13 protein-coding genes are annotated in these 16,153 nt (G+C 71.2%); all 13 read right to left on the bottom strand.

Annotated elements, in window-relative coordinates:
• Positions 1–292 precede the first annotated feature (292 nt).
• Entirely contained in the window at positions 293–1,258 is a 966-nt protein-coding gene (locus ACZ6SD_RS05055; RefSeq protein ID WP_465315606.1) for a hypothetical protein, read from the bottom strand.
• A 621-nt stretch (positions 1,259–1,879) separates the two neighbouring features.
• Positions 1,880–2,185 carry a hypothetical protein gene (locus ACZ6SD_RS05050; protein WP_465315605.1) on the bottom strand — a complete coding sequence of 102 codons (306 nt, stop codon included), beginning with the start codon at positions 2,183–2,185 and terminating at the stop codon, positions 1,880–1,882.
• A 223-nt stretch (positions 2,186–2,408) separates the two neighbouring features.
• Entirely contained in the window at positions 2,409–2,810 is a 402-nt protein-coding gene (locus tag ACZ6SD_RS05045; protein WP_465315604.1) for a hypothetical protein, read from the bottom strand.
• Between the two features lie 486 nt (positions 2,811–3,296).
• The gene (locus ACZ6SD_RS05040) at positions 3,297–3,425 is read right to left on the bottom strand and encodes an Imm7 family immunity protein (RefSeq protein ID WP_465315698.1); all 129 of its coding nucleotides are present in this window, start codon (positions 3,423–3,425) and stop codon (positions 3,297–3,299) included.
• Positions 3,426–3,510: 85 nt separating this feature from the next.
• Positions 3,511–4,986, bottom strand: coding sequence for a flavin-containing monooxygenase (locus ACZ6SD_RS05035; RefSeq protein ID WP_465315603.1), 1,476 nt, complete (start codon positions 4,984–4,986; stop codon positions 3,511–3,513).
• 62 nt (positions 4,987–5,048) lie between these two features.
• Positions 5,049–7,721 carry a hypothetical protein gene (locus ACZ6SD_RS05030; protein ID WP_465315602.1) on the bottom strand — a complete coding sequence of 891 codons (2,673 nt, stop codon included), beginning with the start codon at positions 7,719–7,721 and terminating at the stop codon, positions 5,049–5,051.
• Positions 7,722–7,813: 92 nt separating this feature from the next.
• Entirely contained in the window at positions 7,814–9,925 is a 2,112-nt protein-coding gene (locus ACZ6SD_RS05025) for an acyltransferase family protein (RefSeq protein WP_465315601.1), read from the bottom strand.
• Between the two features lie 80 nt (positions 9,926–10,005).
• Positions 10,006–11,283, bottom strand: coding sequence for an ATP-grasp domain-containing protein (locus tag ACZ6SD_RS05020; RefSeq protein ID WP_465315600.1), 1,278 nt, complete (start codon positions 11,281–11,283; stop codon positions 10,006–10,008).
• Complete coding sequence (locus ACZ6SD_RS05015; RefSeq protein WP_465315599.1) at positions 11,271–12,359, bottom strand: pyridoxal-phosphate dependent enzyme; 1,089 nt, start codon at positions 12,357–12,359, stop codon at positions 11,271–11,273. Before ACZ6SD_RS05015 ends, ACZ6SD_RS05020 begins: the two co-directional genes overlap by 13 nt.
• Positions 12,356–13,375, bottom strand: coding sequence for an ABC transporter substrate-binding protein (locus ACZ6SD_RS05010; RefSeq protein WP_465315598.1), 1,020 nt, complete (start codon positions 13,373–13,375; stop codon positions 12,356–12,358). Before ACZ6SD_RS05010 ends, ACZ6SD_RS05015 begins: the two co-directional genes overlap by 4 nt.
• Positions 13,372–14,208, bottom strand: coding sequence for an ABC transporter ATP-binding protein (locus ACZ6SD_RS05005; protein ID WP_465315597.1), 837 nt, complete (start codon positions 14,206–14,208; stop codon positions 13,372–13,374). Before ACZ6SD_RS05005 ends, ACZ6SD_RS05010 begins: the two co-directional genes overlap by 4 nt.
• A complete protein-coding gene (locus ACZ6SD_RS05000) occupies positions 14,208–15,320 on the bottom strand; it encodes a FecCD family ABC transporter permease (protein WP_465315596.1) in 1,113 nt (370 codons plus the stop codon). The genes ACZ6SD_RS05005 and ACZ6SD_RS05000 overlap by 1 nt, the downstream gene beginning before the upstream one ends.
• Positions 15,310–16,059 (bottom strand): class I SAM-dependent methyltransferase, encoded by a 750-nt coding sequence (locus tag ACZ6SD_RS04995; protein ID WP_465315595.1) that lies wholly within the window; start codon positions 16,057–16,059, stop codon positions 15,310–15,312. Before ACZ6SD_RS04995 ends, ACZ6SD_RS05000 begins: the two co-directional genes overlap by 11 nt.
• Positions 16,060–16,153 lie beyond the last annotated feature (94 nt).

Raw genomic sequence — 16,153 nt, 5'->3', positions numbered from 1 at the left:
CGACGAAAACCACGCCGGGTCCCGCCTCGGCACCCGCCCAGCGCACCCGACCTAACCCGCAAGCGCACTCGACCGAAACCGCGGACCCAGCCACCCATCAGTCCTCATCGGGCAAGTCCCCATCCGCGCCCAACAACACCCGCACCCACTCAGCGAACCCGTGATCGACATCAACGGCCACGCCAGCGCACCGTGAAAATCACGCCGGGCCCCCGCCTCAGCGCCATCCTCCCAACGAACCCGACCCAACCCGCGAACACGCTCAACCAAACACCGCGGACCCAACCACCCCTCAATCCTCGTCAGGCAGATCCCCATCCGCGCGCAACAGCACCCGCACCCGCTCAGCGAACTCGTCATCAACGTCAACGGCCAACGCCAGCGCACGGTGAAAATCACGCCGGGCCCCCGCCTCGGCGCCATCAGCCCAGCGCACCCGCCCGAGTCGCACCAGCACGCGGGCCTGCTCGACCGGGCGCGGCGCGGTCAACCGCGCGTACGCCTGCTCCGCCTGCCCCAGGTAGTCGATCGCCGACGCCGACCGCCCGCCGCGGGCCATCAGCTCGCCGAGCCGGGCCAGGGTGCGCGCGACGTCGAGGTCGCGCTCGCGGCCGCGGTGCTCGCCCAGCATCTCGAACGCCACGTCCAGCGCGCGGTGCAGCCTGCCCCACCGCACGTACAGGTCGATCAGCGACTCCATCGCCGCCACCATCCGCGCCTCGTCCCGGCACGCCCGCCACAGCGCCACCGCGCGCACCCACTGCCGCTGCGCGGTGTCCAGGTCGTCGACGTCGGTCGCCACTACGGCCGACCGCTCCACCAGCCCCGCCAACGCCACCGCGTTCTCCCACTCCAACGCCGCGGCCTCCCCAGTCGAGGCGAGCTCCCGCCGCCACCCCGAGTCGTCCTGCAGGGCCGAGCGCTCCGCGGTGCTCGACCACAGCCGCCGCGCCAGTTCGCACGCCAGCGCGTGCAGGCCGTGCTCCCGCCCCGCCCGCACCCCCGCCAGCAGCAGCCCCCGGTGCTCCAGCAGCACCCCCGCGTCGTCCTCGCCCCCCACCTCGACCCCGGCGGCCGACACGAGCCGAGCCAGGAAGCGCCGCTGCCCACGATCACCGGCCGGATCAGCCAGCCCCACCGCCTCCCCCTCCGGCAGCCCCGTGATCGCCGCCACCGCCCACACCGGAGCAGGAACGTCCCCCACCCCCAACGCCGAACACACCTCGACCACCCTCGACCGGGTCCACCCGCTGCTCACCCGCCACCTCCCCCGGCCAGCCATCGAGCGATCCCGCACCCCCGCCGTCGCCGCGTCGAATCCCAGCGCCCCACATCCATCTTGGGTGACGACCAGCAGGGGGAACCACGCCCGCACCCCCCGATTCACCCAGAAGAACCCCACCATCCCCCGAACCGGACTCCCAGACCGACAGGCAGTCGTTCCCCCAAATCACCCGAAGTGATGGCACCCATTGACACACCACTGCCCCCTGGGTCACACGCCATGCGTCACCCGCCTGCCATCGTTCGGAGGGCACGATGAGGCCACTGTCCTCCGCGTTGCCGGGAGCGATCCTGGTAGCAGGCTCCGCAACGCATCCGATCACGCCAACCTCGACTCATCGCCGGTTCCGCCGGGTCGAAGGACGCAGGCGACCTTGACGCATCCGCGGCCAATCGGAACCAACCGGCCGCACGCGCGGAGGTTGGCGGTAACCACCCACGTCGCTCCCTCGCCCAGCTTGACCTTGTCTTATTCCAGCGCATCCAACGGATAGTTGTCCAGTAACACACGTACCGCTTTGGTTACTTGAGCGACCGTGTTGAGTTTTCGTATTTTCCGAAGAGAATCCTTGCCGACATACAACCAAAAACTCGATTAGTTCTGCTCGGTGAGCCGGTTTGTGAGATCGTCCAGGCAGGTGCCGAGTTCTTGCGGGCTCGCCAGGTCGTAATGAACATGGTCGATGACGCCAGCCGCGAGGTCCCCGGCGACGAGTTCGGCTTCGCTGCTGGTCCACACGATGAGCTGACCTACCAGCTCGCCGGTCTCGCAGTCGACCCACGCGGCGGATTTGTCGCGCTCGGGGCCGAACGTGAGCCGCCACCGGATTCCCGCGCTTTCCCACCGCGGCGCGTATGCGCGCACGGCGGCAGCGAACTGGGCGAGGTCGAGTTCGATCACGCCGGTGATGCTATGCGGCTGTGGTGGGTCTCCGGTGCCCGGTAGGAGGTGTTGGCGCGCGGCATCGGGAACAGGACATCGCGGCGGCGTCGAGCCAACAGATCAGGGCAGCATGGCATTTCTTGCCCTCAGCCCGTTTTCAGTCGCGGGTGACCGGGGCGATGCAGGCCAGGCGTAGGCGGGCAGATGACCGGAGGACTTGAACGCCGAGGCGTCGCCGATTTCAGCAGGATGCGGGCGGCCGTGTCCTATTCAACGCTCGCCACCACGAACGGATGAGCTTGCGAAGCTCTGTTTCCACATCCTCTTTCTGAATTTTTACGGCAAGCACGCATTTCACCATTCGAGCGGCTATCTCGAACACCGGAGACGCCGACTCCTGCTCATCAAATCCGGCCCGGTCGACGCGCAATTGACCGGCGGGCAAATCAGCCGAGCAGGAAGAATCATCTAATAAACCATGTAGCACCGCCTGCGCGAACTCTTCGGGAAGTCCCGCGATGAAGGGACGCCCGCGATGCCGTAGCCGAGAAGGGAACAGTGTTGCCGACCCAGACTCCACGAGGGCCCGACAGCCGTCCGCGACCTGCACCTCGAACTCCGTTTCACCACCGGTCCCGCCCACGAACTCCCCTCCCAACACGGCGGCCGGGGCATGTCCGCCATGCCTGCGTTGAATCTCCACTACTGTGCGCACCGACACAGCCGGACCCCGCCTGCCATCAGCTGACCGTGCCGCGTAAAGGCGGTTCACCGCACGGTACCGCGCGCGCTCGTCATCGCCATCAACCGCTACGAGTCTGCCGCCAATCTCAATTCTTATCACCGCGTGCCCAATCCATGTGTGCGGCCCCGGGTCCAGCGCGCCTGGCCCGGTCGACCGCTGGGGAGTTGTCCATGACAGGTCAGGATGTTCATCGCCGCCGATCCGTCGTGAGAATGCCGAGGTCTTCCGAACGGCGCGGACAGCCTCAACTATCTGTTTAGCCGCGGACCGCTCCCCGCTTGCCCAGATTCTGACCGGAGTCACCACAGTTGGCACCAACCGCAGCAACGTCTTGTCCGCTGCCCAAGATCATGCTCCATGCCAAGAGACCTAGGTGAGACCCTCTTAGCCCTCGATCGTGGGGACGCAGGGAGAGAGAAACGGATCGGTTCGCCGGGTGATCAGATCGCGGGCGAGGACCTGGACATTGAACTCGTTCGGCCCGGGTGGGGTTTGCGCCCCATCGTCCCGCAGTCGTCCTCATCAGTCGTCTCAGAGAGACTGAACCAGCCATGAAACTCGTACACTCATCTTCCCAGCTGCTCTATATCGATCGTGACTACCGCGCCGGTTCTGACTGTGCCGCTCCAGCCCGGGAGAAGCGCACGCCGTCGCCCAAGGGGCCAAGGCGGAGTAGGGCTATGTCGCGGGGATAGTTCTGGTGCAGGCGCCAAGGGGTGGCGGGGCCCTGTTTGGGGAGGCGGTGGCGGGCGCGTTCGACGTAGCCGGAGGTGAGGTCCAGGAACGGTTCCCTTGGCAGGGCGGGGTCTGGGGCCAGTGGGGTGCACTGGTCCAGACCGTTTTTGGCCATGTGGTTGAGCAGGCGGCAGACGTAGTGGGCGACCAGGTCCGCTTTGAGGGTCCACGACGCGTTGGTGTAGCCCATGGTCAGGACTAGGTTGGGGACGCCGCTGAGCATCATTCCCTTGTATGCCACGGTGTCGGCCGGGTCGATTGGGTGGCCGTCCACGGTGAGCGTGATGCCGCCCATCATGAGCAGTTCGAGGCCGGTGGCGGTGACGATCACGTCGGCGGGGAGGTGGTCGCCGGAGGTGAGGGCTATGCCGGTCTCGGTGAAGGTCTTGATGGTGTCGGTGACGACCGACGCCTGGCCCTTGCGCACGGCGCGGAACAGGTCGCCGTCGGGGACGAAGCACAGGCGCTGGTCCCACGGGTCGTAGGCGGGGCGGAAGTGGGTGTCCACGTCGTAGCCCGCGGGGAGCCTGCGGACGGCGTCGCGGCGGAGCAGGCCGCGGACCAGGTCCGGTTTGCGCCTGCTGAGCTGGAACAGCAGCGTGGCCAGCAGCACGTTCTTCCACCGCACCAACGGATACGCGACCTTCGCGGGCAGCCGCTCGCGCACCCAGTCGGCGATCGGGTCGCGGGAGCCGAGGGTGAGCACGTAGCTCGGGGAGCGTTGCAGCATGGTCACGTGCTCGGCTTTGCCCGCCATCGCGGGGACCAGGGTGACCGCGGTGGCGCCGCTGCCGATGACCACGACCCGCTTGCCGGTCCAGTCCAGCTCCTCCGGCCAGTGCTGCGGGTGGACGATCGGGCCCGCGAAGCGGTCGGCGCCGGGGAACTCCGGGGTGTAGCCCTGGTCGTAGCGGTAGTAGCCGGTGCACAGGTAGAGGAAGGCGCAGGTCATCCGCACGGTTTCCGCGCCGCGTTCCACGGTGACCGTCCACAGTGCCCGTTCGCTCGACCATGCGGCCGCGACGACCCGGTGCTGGAAGCGGATCTTCTCGGCGACGCCGTGCTCGGCGGCCACCTCGTTGATGTACTCCCGGATCGCCGCGCCGTCGGCGATGGCCTTGGCCTGGGTCCACGGGCGGAACGAGTAGCCGAGGGTGAACATGTCCGAGTCCGAGCGGATGCCCGGGTAGCGGAACAGGTCCCATGTGCCGCCTGCCGCGGCGCGCGCCTCCAGGATCGCCAGCGACTTGCCGGGGCACTTGCGGCGCAGGTGGCAGGCCGCGCCGACGCCGGACAGCCCGGCCCCCACGATCAGGACGTCAACGTGCTCGGCAGCCATGCGGGTTCCCTCCAGAGCGAGCGCCACCGGAACCTACCAACCAGTCGGTCCAGCGGAAAGGGTCAGGCTGGCTCGGTGAACCAGTCGAACGGCCGCGAGCCGCGGAACTGGATCGTCGGCAGCACGAACGGCGTGAACGCCAGGCCGAGCGGGTTGCCCTGGGCCAGCAGGGCGATGCGCGCGTGCCGCACGGCCGACCCGATCGGCAGGCCCTGGGCGAGGAAGCCGCGCAGGCAGTCCTCGGCGAACGCGGCCGCGGTCTCCTCGAACACGGTGACGTCCGCGCCGACCACCCCGCACGCCTCGGCGTCCTGGACGAAGTAGCCGACGAAGTCGAGCACGGCCTCCGGGGTCAGGCCGGGCGCGCGGCAGGCGTTGAGGAACACCAACGGCCGCCGTGTGGGCCAGCTGATCCGGCTCTGGTAGAGCGTGTCGGGGGTGATGACCGCGCCGCTGCTCACCCGCAGGTACGGCACGTGCTGCTCCACGCCGCCGCGACAGTGGAAGTAGACGACGTCGGGCTCCCCGGACCGCAGGTCGCGCAGCACGTCGTCGGCGTCCTCCGACAGCGCCACCCGGGCGAGCTTGCCCAGGGCGGCCTCGTGCTCGTGGATCTGCGGGAAGTCCCGGTTGACGCCGCCGACGAGGTCGACCCCGCCGCCGCCGAGTTCGTCGGGCAGCCCGGCCGCGGACCCGACCGACACCGGCAGGCCCAGCGCGTGCCGGTAGCCCCAGAACCCGCCGGGGCACACCACGACCGGGTCGGGCGCGACCGCTTGCGCGCACTCGCCGCGGAAGCAGTCGGCCGCGGCGACCGTGCCCTGGCGCACGGCCCGGTCGAAGTCCGCGCACAGCCGCAGCAGCGGCGCGTCGGTGTCGAGCGGGTAGTCGTACAGCAGCGCGGCGGGCAACACGTGCCGCGCGCCTTCGCGCAGGGCGATCTGGACGTAGCCGGGGCGGGCGAGGGCGGAGCGCACCGGCTCGGCCAGGTCGGGGGCCTTGCCGGTCGAGCCGAGGCCGCGGGTGAGCAGGTGGTGCAGCCGGTGCCCGGCGACCGCGAGACCGGCGAGGTCGTCGGCGAGCCGCGAGTACGACGGCGGGGTCGCGTACCGGTAGGCCAGCCCGTCGCGCCACGGGCCGTCCGCGCCCCAGGCCACCCGGTGCAGCGCGGCGCGGGCGTGGCCGATCTGCGCGCTCAGCGGCCCGTCGCCGACTCCTGCCTGCGCCCGCAGCAGCCGCGTGCCGTCGTCGGCGAAGACCCGCAGCGCGTGCGTGCCGGAGCCGTCGTCGTCCAGTTGCAGGCTCGCGGCGTATCTCGGTGCGGTGGACTCCGCCAGCGACACGGCGGGGTCGGCGACCCGGAAGTCCAGCACGGACCGCAGCGCCCCGGACAGCGGGGTCGGCTTCGCGGCCACCACGACCTCGATCAGCCGGGACTGCAACAGGAGCTGGTTCCAGTACACGTTGCAGCGCATCCGGGCGGCGCCGCGGCGGGCGGGCATCCGGACCGGGAAGGCGAGCCGGTCGGCCCACCAGCGCTTCTCGGCGAACTGGAATGGCTGGTGCAGCACCACGGCGCCGCTGTCGTGCAGCCGGAGCTGGCCGATGGTCGCGCCGTCGCGCAACTCGATCTCGCCAGGGTAGTCGAACAGCACGACGGTGACGGTCGCGTCCGGGGGCAGCTCGCCGGGCTGCGGCGGGCGCTGGGCGCCGTCGGTGTCGGCGGGGCCGATGGTGAGCCAGAACAGGTATTCCTGGCCGCTGGTCAGCGTCGTGTTCGGGTCGAGCAGCCGCGGCATCGCGCTGCGGTCGGCGAACCCGGTGCTCACCACCTGCTCCCCCGGGTCGGCGCGGCGCACCGGGATCGGCGCGCTGACCTCGGCGGCGGTCTCCGGCGGAACGTCATCGACGGGCCTGCGGCGACGCCGGTGCGCGGGCTCCTCGTGAACCGCCCCGCCCTCGTCGAAGACCGCCTGCTCGCCGAAGACGGCCCGTTCGGCGAAGGACGCGCTTTCCTCGAAGTCGGGAAGCACGAACTCGCCGCTCCCCGGCCCGCTGTCGGGAACGGGCACCGCCCCGGCAGGCCCGCCCGGTCGGCGCACGGCGGCTTCGAGAACGCCCCGGACCAGGTCGACGGGCGGCTGCGGGCCAGTCTGCGCGAGCAGCGAGCGCACCCGCCCCCGATCCGCCTGCTCGGACAGCCGGGCCGCCGCGGCCAGCCGCCGGTCAGCGGTGCGCCGGTCCCCGTGCTCCAGAGCCGTCACGGCGTGCCGCAGGGCGTCGACCAGGCTCGTCTCCAGCAGCCGCGGGATCATCACCCGCCTGCCCCAGGCCGCCGGGTCCGCCGAGTCGGCCAACCGCCAGCGCACAAGGTCGACGGCCAGGTCATGGCCGTCGGCGGCGGACAACCGCACGTCGAGTTCGGCGTCGCCAGGAGCGGGCAGGTCGAGCCGGACCAGAAACTCGTCCATACCGGACGCCGTCCACGCGGGCCCGTCGTGCTCCCCGCGCGGCCGCCACGCCGGATCGATGACCGGACGCACCCGCCGCACCGACACCCGAGTGGCCGGGTCACCGGGCCGCAGCCGCAACCGCAGCGCCTCCCCCAAGTGCCCCTCCAGGGAGAACACCGTGACCAGCGCGTGCGCCCGCCTGCCATGCCGAGGCAGGACGACATCGTGCACGACGCTCAGCCGGGGCGGCAGTCCACCCGGGTCGTCTTCGGTCATCGGCATCCCGCCCGCTCACACCTTTCGACCAGCGAAAAGATCGTCGTCTCGGTGTCGCCGGTCCAAAATGCTCCGTTACACGGGAGCCTAGCCGCACTTCATCGGGTCGGAAGGCCGATCGCGGCGGCGATCATCGGGCGCAGGCTGCGACTGAACTCCAGGTTGAGGTGGTTCGCGTCGTAGTAGACGACGACATCGCCGACGACCCCGTAGCACTGGCGCTGGTCGCAGAAGTAGTCCGTGAGGTCGATGTAGGTCACGCCCGGGTTGTCGGTCGCCTCGGCGGCGGCGCCCAGCGGGTCCGGCGGCTGCGCGACGGCCCGGTCGACCGCGCAGGCCACCGGGTCCTCGGGGTTGAGGGCGACGCAGTCCGCCGCCCGGACCTCGCCGTTGAGCGGCGGGTCGCCGAGCACGTGGACCTGGGCCCCCGCGTCGGTCCAGCGCCGCCAGTACGGCTCAAGGCCGTCGCGGTAGTGCTGCTCCTGGGTGCGGGCGGTCTTGTCGCGGGCGGGCTGCTTGCGCGCGTAGAACGAGGTGAACACCCGGTCGGGCCGGTCCTTGGCGATCTCCTCGGCCATCATGGCGGTCCAGTCGGTGCACCGCTTCGCGTCCGCGGGCGACGCCGACCCGTTGAACCCGACGAAGGGGATCTTGGCGAACGGGCAGCCGCCGAGGTAGCTGAGCTTGAGCACCCACCGGTTTTCCCGGGCCAGGTCGAGCAGCGGCCCCTGCCACTGCTGGGCATGCGAGTCGCCGACGAGCCAGACGACGGCGGGTGATGGCGCGCCGCCGCTGTAGTCGCACACCTTCGTGGTCTTGCGGTCCCCGGCGAGGTAGATGTCCAGATCCTCGCCGCACTCCGGCGGCGGCACGAAGTACTCATTGGCCGGTCCCATGTGCACGACCTTCGCCGGGCCGAACGGGTCGGCGCAGCCGCTGCCGGGAGCCAGCGCGGCTGCCCCGTGGCACGGGTCGGCGGCCGTGGCGCGCGCCTCCCGGGCGGCTTGGGCGACATGTCGGTCGTAGGTCCAGGTGAGCCCGCCCGCGACCAGGGCGATCGCGGCCATCCCGGCGACCATGGCCGCGAACGTGGCCGGGGTGCTGTTCGCCAGCGGCGCCCAGGTCATGCCGCGGTCCTCGACCAGCCGCTTGGACAGCCAGGCCAGCGCCACCGCGGCCACCAGCACCCCGACCCGGTGCGCGAAGGTCAGCGTGCCGTCGTCCAAGAGGTCGGCAAGGGCGTACGGGGCGAGCACGATCAGCGGCCAGTGCCATAGGTAGAGCGAGTAGCTGATGTTCCCGAGGAACTGCACCGGCGCGGACGAGGTCACCGCGGTGTGCCACTGCCGTTCGCCGGTGGCGCCCGCGACGATCACCAGGCCCGTGCCGACGGTGGGCACGAGCGCGAGCAGGCCCGGGAAGGCGGTGTGGTGGTCGAACAGCACAGCCGAGCCGACGATCAGCGCCAAGCCCGCTGCGGCCGCGACCCCGGCGGCGACCCTGGGCAGCGCGAGCCGCGCCCCGGCCAGCGCGATCAGGGCGCCGATGGCGAACTCCCACACCCGGCCCGGGGTGACGAAGTACGCCTGGCTCTTGGAGACCTCGGTGAAGTACACGCAGAAGGCGAGTGAGGCCGCACCCACGGCGAGGATGCCCACCATCTGCGCCCGCCTGCCGCGGATCTTGAACAACAGCAGCAACAGCAGCGGCCAGAGCAGGTAGAACTGCTCTTCGACCGACAGCGACCAGTAGTGCTGGGCGAGGCTCGCGGCGGCCGTCAGCGCCGAGTAGTCGACCGAGTTGACCGCGAGCAGCCAGTTCTCGCAGTACAGCGCGGCGGCCAGCGCCTCATGGGCGTTGGCCTGCCACTGCGGGTACGGGAGCAGGAAATACGCCGCGGCCAGGCTCGCGAGCAGCACCAGGAACGCCGCGGGCAGCAGCCGCCGAACCCGGCGGGCGTAGAACCGGCCGAGGCGGACCCGGCCGGTGCGCAGGATCTCCCGGTCAAGGTGGGAGCTGATGAGGAACCCGGAGATGACGAAGAAGACGTCCACGCCCACGTAGCCGCCGGTGAGCCCGGTTGGCCACAGGTGGTTCACCACGACCGCGAGAACCGCGACCGCGCGCAGCGCCTGGATGTCGGGTCGGAACCCGTTCGGGGTGCGGGAGGTGGCATCCGGCGGCGACTGTGCCCGGACTTGCGTAGCCATCTCCACTATTGGTCATCCCCCACAAGCGCGAAGCAAGGTCGGGGAAGTGTACGAGACGGCTCCGCACCGGAAAGGGGGCCTCACCCTGGCACTGTGGCCCCGGTCACTAGCGCGTCGGCAGGAGGAGCGTCGGACGTGATCGCGGGGGTGATCGTCGGGGTGATGCCGCCCGCGGCGGCCAGCGCGCGGTGTAGGGCCAGCTCAGCGGTCCGCCCCTCCGTCAGGAGAATGCCGGTGCAGCCCCGCTGGTCACCCAGGTGCTGGATCTGCGCGCCCACTTCCGCGGTGGGGTACCACTCGGGGGTCCCAGGGAAGGTGGGCAGCCGGTCGAGGCCGGTCCACCCGGTCAGGGTTCCCGGCTGGTTCGGGTAGACCAAGACGAACGCGACGGCCGGGCCGGTGCCGAGGGGGGCGTCGAGCAGCGCGGGCGGCTCTCCGAGTGCCATCGACACCATCGCGGTGTAGACGTTGGTGTCCAGTGACCGGCACAGCGCCTCGCCGACCAGCGCGCCGCCGATTCGCGCGTTGATTTCGACTACCTCGGGGCCGTCGGCCGTGAGTACGAACTCGGTGTGTGCGAAACCCTGCGCGTGTCCGGCCGCGGCGAGCACCCGGGTGATCCACTTTTCCAGGTCCGCGGTGTCAGCGGTGGGGAAGGCCACGGGGAACGCGGCGGCTTCTTCGCGGCGGGTTGGTTCCGGGGAGAGTTGGCGGCTGAGCACGCCCAGCAGGCGGGTGCGGCCCTGCCAGGTCACGGTTTCGGCGCTGTAGAGCGGGCCCGCGAAGAACGGCTCGGCGATGAGGTGGCCCTTGAGCGGGGTGCGGGCGGCCTCCCGCCGGACGCGGTCGAGCTCGTCGGGGTCGCGGACTAGCCAGACCGCGCGGGACGACGTGCCCGCGGAGTCCTTGACGATGAACGGGAATCCGACCGTGTCGGCCGCGGCGCCGATTCCGTCCGCCGACACGGCCATGGCCGGGGCGCGGCTGAGGCCGTCCGCGTGCAGGGCCGCGCGCACCACGCCCTTGTCCCGCAGCCCGCGCACCGCGGCGACGTCCGGGCCGGGCAGGCCCAGGCGGGCGGTGATCTCCGCGCCGGGCAGCGCCCAGGTGTCGGTGGAGCTGATCACGCCCGCCAGGTCCGCCACCGCGCGCAGCGCCGCCTCGCAGGCGGCGATGTCGGTGGTGTCGATGTCGATCACGTCGATCCGGTCCGGGGGCAGGGCGGCCAGTTCGTGGGCGTAGATCGACCGGTCGCCGGTCAGCAGGCACAGGCGGTGCCCGGCGTCCTCGGCGGCGTCGGCCAGCCTGCCCAGGCCGAAGGTGAGGGCTTCCAGCAGTGCGACGGTCACGACGCCCATCCTTCCCGCTGGGCTTCCCGGTGGTGCTGGGTGGGGATGAGGACCGGGCCGCCGTAGTCGCGGCGCGCCCAGTGCATCGCCGACCAGGGCGGCGCCAGCTCGTCCAGCGAGTCGATCTCGACCGGGGCCAGCCGGGCCGGGTCGAGCGCTTCGCGGTGGCGGGCGAAGACGCGCTCAGTGTAGCGGTGGCCGGTGTCCGCGCCGATCACCAGGTGGGTGCGCTCCGGGCGGCGGCGGGCCTCCCACGCCGCGACCAAGTGGGCGGCCCCGGTGGACAGCCCGGCGAAGACGGCGTGCTCGCGCAGCAGGCCGACCGTGCCCGCCATGGCGTGCCGGAAGTCGAGCCAGTGCACGTCGTCGTAGAGGTCGTGGTGGACGTTGTCGAACGGGATGGCGCTGCCGATGCCCGCGATGATGGCGTCCGGGTCGGTGAACCGGTCACTGCCGAAGGTGACGCTGCCGAAGGGCTGCACCCCGACCAGCCGCACGTCCGGGTCATCCGCCCGCAGCGCCTCGACCAGGCCGCCGGTGGACGCCCCGGTGCCGACGCTGCCCACCACGGTCAGCGGCCCCGCGCCGAGCGCGGCGCGGGCCAGCTCGGCCAGTTCCGCGTAGCCGAGGTAGTGCACCGGGTCGTGGTACTGGCGCATCCAGTGCATCGTCGGGTCGCGGTCGAGCAGCTCGCGCACCCGCTCGACCCGGCGCCGCTGGTCCAGGCGCAGGTCGGCCGAGGGCGGCATCTGGTCGACGGTGGCGCCGAGGATTTCCAGCTGCGCGCGCATTGTGGCGTCCACTGTGGTCGACGCGACGATGTGGCAGCGTAAACCGTAGCGGTGGCAGGCCATCGCGAGCGCCAGCGCGTAGATGCCACTGGAACTGTCCACAAGAGTCTGTCCAGTGTGGACGGTTCCGTTGGCGATCAGCGAGCGCACCGCGCCGAGCGTCGCGTAGACCTTGAGGGTCTCGAACCGCGCGAGAACCACGTTGTGCGACAGGCGGATCAGGCTGGGCGCCTTGATGGCGTCGGTGATGTGGGCGTGCACCACCGCGCCGGTCGCGGGTGCCACCGCGCTCACCGGCCGAGGGAGCGCAGGTAGGCGGCGAGGCTTTCCGCGCCTTGAACGTTGCGGGGCCCGCTGACCATGTCGCCGTAGGAGATGACGTGGAAGCGGTTGTCCCGCACCGCCGGGCTGGACGCCAGGGCCGGATTCGCCTTCAGGTAGGCGATCTTGTCCGCGGCGGGCTGGTCGGCGTAGTCGACCACGATGATCACCTCGGGCTCGGTCTTGACCACGGCCTCCCAGCCGACCGCGCCCCAGCCGTCCTCCAGGGTGTTGAACACGTTGACGCCCCCGGCCGCGGCGATGACGTCGTTGGGCGCGGCGTGGCGGCCCGCGGTGAACGCCTGGTCGGTGCCGGAGTCGTAGACGAACACCCGCACCGGCGGCTTGTCTTTGGGCGCGCCAGCGCGCACGGTGTCCATCCGGCCGCGCAGCTCGGCGACCAGTTCCTCGGCGCGCTTCTGCACCCCGAAAATCTGCCCGAGGTTCGTCAGGTCCGTGTAGAGCGCCTCCATCGGCGTCACGTCGGCCTGCGACTTGGGGTAGTCCCAGCAGGTCTCGGTGTGCAGGTAGCTGCGGATGCCGACCTGCTCAAGCAGGGTCGGGGTGATGCCGCGCTCCTCGCTGAACCCGGAGTTCCAGCCCGCGATGACCCAGTCGGCCTTGGCGTCGACCAGGATCTCCCGGGTGACCCGCTTGGTGCCCAGCCGCTCGACCTTGGCGTAGTCGTCCTTCCACGGGGAGCCCGCGATGGACGGGTCGCCCAGGGAGTTCATGACGTAGCCGCGCATCCGGCCAGCCAGGCCGAGGGAGAACATCTTCTCCACGCCGGACACGTCGTAGGCGACCGGCCGCAGCGGGACGGGGTAGGTGACCTGCGCCCCGCAGTTGGTCACCGTCGCCTCGGCCGGAGTGCTCGCGCCCGGGGCGGCGGGCTGGACCTGGGCTCCGCAGGCGGCAAGCAGCAGCGCGGTAGACGCCAACAGCGCGGCGCGGGTCCGTGTTCTGTGCGGCAGAGTCGGCGAAATCATGGTGCGATCCCCTCGGGGGTGGTGTCGGCGGTGGACCGATCAGTCCCATTAGGACTGTGGGCGGGCATGTCGTAGAGCAGTTGAAGAACACCGGTGCGCGGATGGGTGACGGCCGTGGCGTCGACTCCGAACACCGAGCGCACCAGCTCGGTGGTGAGCACTTCGGCGGGCGGGCCGCAGGCGACCAGCGCGCCCGAGCGCAGCACCGCGATCCGGTCGCAGGTGGCCGCGGCCAGGTTGAGGTCGTGCAGCGCGACCAGCACCGTGAGCCCGCAGCGGCGCAGGAACCCGAGCAGCTCGATCTGGTGGCGCACGTCGAGGTGGTTGGTCGGCTCGTCGAGCACCAGCACCGCGGGCTCCTGCACCAGCGCCCTGGCCATCAGCACCCGCTGCCGCTCGCCGCCGGAGAGGGTGAGCACGCTGCGGGTGGCCAGGTGGGTGATATCCATGCGGCGCAACGCTTCCCGGCACAGCTCGCGCTCGCGGCCGGTGAGCCGCGCGGAGCCGTTCTGGTGCGGGTAGCGGCCGAGCGCGACGATTTCTTCGACGGTGAAGTCCAGTTCGGCGCGGCTGTCCTGGGTGAGCGCGGCGATGCGCCGGGCGGTATCGCGGATGCTTTGCGCGGACAGGGCTTCCCCGTCGAGCAGCACCGCCCCCGCGGTGGGCCGCATGGCCCGGTAGACGCAGCGCAGCGCGGTCGACTTGCCGCTGCCGTTGGGGCCGAGCAGGCCGAGGACTTCCCCGCCGCCGACGTCCAGACTCAGCTCGCGGATCAGCGTCGTGCCCGCGACCTCGACGGAGATCCCGCGCAGGGACACCGGAAGGGCGGACATCAGCGGCCCCCGAACGCGTAGCCGCGGCGGCGCATCACCACGAGGAACACCGGCACGCCGATCAGCGCGGTGATCACGCCGAGCGGCAGTTCCTCCGGCGGGACCAGGGTGCGGGCCAGCACGTCCACCCAGACCAGGAACACCGCCCCGGCCAGCGGGGCCACGGCCAGCACCCGGCGGTGCCCGGAGCCGACCATCATCCGCACCACGTGCGGCAGCACCAAGCCGACGAAGCCGATGGAGCCGCTGACCGCGACCAGCAGGCCGGTCACCACGGCGGTGAGCGCGAACAGCCACCGCCGCAGGCCCGCGGCGTCAATGCCCAGGCTCGCCGCGGTTTCGTCGCCAAGGGAGAGCACGTCCATCGCGGTCCCGAGGTACATCAGCACGATCACCGCGATGATCACCCCGATCAGCGCCATCGGCAGCGACGCCCAGGTGGCCGCGCCGAGGCTGCCGAGCAGCCAGAACAGCACCGTCTGCGCGGCCTGCCCGTTGGGCGAGAGGAAGACCAGCACGCTCATCAGCGCCTGGAAGGCGTAGGCGAGGGCGACCCCGGTGAGCACGAGCCGCAGCGGGGTCAGCCCCATCGCGCTGCGCGCGGCGAAATAGACCAGCACCGTCGCCACCAGCGCGCCGAGGAACGCCGCGACCGACAGCGCGAGCACGCCGAGCCCGGCGAACAAGCCGAACACGACCACCGCCGCCGCCCCGACGGACGCGCCGGAGGAGATGCCCAGCACGAACGGGTCGGCCAGGGCGTTGCGGACCAGCGCCTGCACAGCGACGCCGATCACCGCGAGCCCGGCGCCCACCACGGCGGCCAGCAGCACCCGGGGCGTGCGGACCTCCCAGACGATCGAGTAGCCGGTGACCTCGTCGGCGCGGATCTCGCCGCCGGTCAGCGCCTTGCCCAGGAAGCGCAGGACGTCGCCGAGCGGCACCACGGTCGGCCCGAGCGCGACGCCCGCCGCGACCGACAGCGCCAGCGCCACGGTGAGCCCGATCAGCGGCAGCACCAGGCTGCCCGCGCGGCGGCCCGCGCCCTCGACTTCGGCGAACAGTCTGAGGTCTGGGCTGGTCACCGATGTCACCGATGTCTCAGTCCTCATCGGACCCCCGGACACCGCGCACGATCAGCCGACGCGCCTTGTTGTCATACGGAGAGCCGTCGAAGTCGCCGAAGCACTCCACGCCGGTGAACCCGACCGACTCGAACAGCGCGCGCAACTCGGCGGCGCTGTAGAGGAACGACAGGATCGACGCGTGCCGCACGGTGTCGCCGCGCACCAGCGTCCAGTCGGTGCGCAGGCGGGTCCAGTCGTCGAGGATTGTGTCGCGCATGAACACCGTGCCGTCCTCGGTGTCCACGGCCTGCGGGCGGCCCACCCAGCTCGCCAGGACCTCCTTGCCGAGCACGTCGATCAGTAGCGTGCCGCCGGGCGCCAGGCTGGTGAAGGCGTTGCGCAGCACCGTCAGGTTGTCGCCGGGGTCGGTGAAGTAGCCAAAGGAGGTGTACATGTTGATGATCAGGTCGTAGCGGTCCGGCTCGACGTGCTCGCGCATGTCCGCCTGGACGAACCGCGCGCTCACCCCTGCCCGTGCGCAGGTCTCGCGTGCCCGGGCCAGCATCGCCGCGCTGAGATCCACTCCGGTCACCTCGGCGCCCCGGCGGGCCAGCGGGGCGACGTGGAACGCGGGCCCGCAGGCCAGGTCCAGCACCCGTGCCCCGGCCGCGACCTTGAGCAGCGGGGAAGTCTCGATCAGGTCGGCGGCCTCGGCCTCCCGGCGCGCGGGGAACATCGCGCCAGCGAAGCCGACCCACAGGTCGTCGTCCTCGAACCACTGCATACGGCTGCCACTCCTCGCCCGCTCGGCTGTCCGTCCAAGGAGTCGCCCCGCCGCCGCCGGTGGTTCCAGCGCGGGCTCACGATCTTGCAGTGTG

The sequence above is a fragment of the Actinokineospora sp. NPDC051303 genome, assembly GCF_055586285.1.
Note: the sequence above shows the minus strand (reverse complement) of the source record. Positions and strands in the feature narration are given on the sequence as shown.

What these genes read in the sequence shown, in the direction of transcription:
- ACZ6SD_RS05035 (WP_465315603.1), bottom strand. Translation starts at nt 4,986, where the DNA reads ATGGCTGCCGAGCACGTTGACGTCCTGATCGTGGGGGCCGGGCTGTCC.
- ACZ6SD_RS05030 (WP_465315602.1), bottom strand. Translation starts at nt 7,721, where the DNA reads ATGCCGATGACCGAAGACGACCCGGGTGGACTGCCGCCCCGGCTGAGC.
- ACZ6SD_RS05025 (WP_465315601.1), bottom strand. Translation starts at nt 9,925, where the DNA reads ATGGCTACGCAAGTCCGGGCACAGTCGCCGCCGGATGCCACCTCCCGC.
- ACZ6SD_RS05020 (WP_465315600.1), bottom strand. Translation starts at nt 11,283, where the DNA reads ATGGGCGTCGTGACCGTCGCACTGCTGGAAGCCCTCACCTTCGGCCTG.
- ACZ6SD_RS05010 (WP_465315598.1), bottom strand. Translation starts at nt 13,375, where the DNA reads ATGATTTCGCCGACTCTGCCGCACAGAACACGGACCCGCGCCGCGCTG.
- ACZ6SD_RS05005 (WP_465315597.1), bottom strand. Translation starts at nt 14,208, where the DNA reads ATGTCCGCCCTTCCGGTGTCCCTGCGCGGGATCTCCGTCGAGGTCGCG.
- ACZ6SD_RS05000 (WP_465315596.1), bottom strand. Translation starts at nt 15,320, where the DNA reads ATGAGGACTGAGACATCGGTGACATCGGTGACCAGCCCAGACCTCAGA.
- ACZ6SD_RS04995 (WP_465315595.1), bottom strand. Translation starts at nt 16,059, where the DNA reads ATGCAGTGGTTCGAGGACGACGACCTGTGGGTCGGCTTCGCTGGCGCG.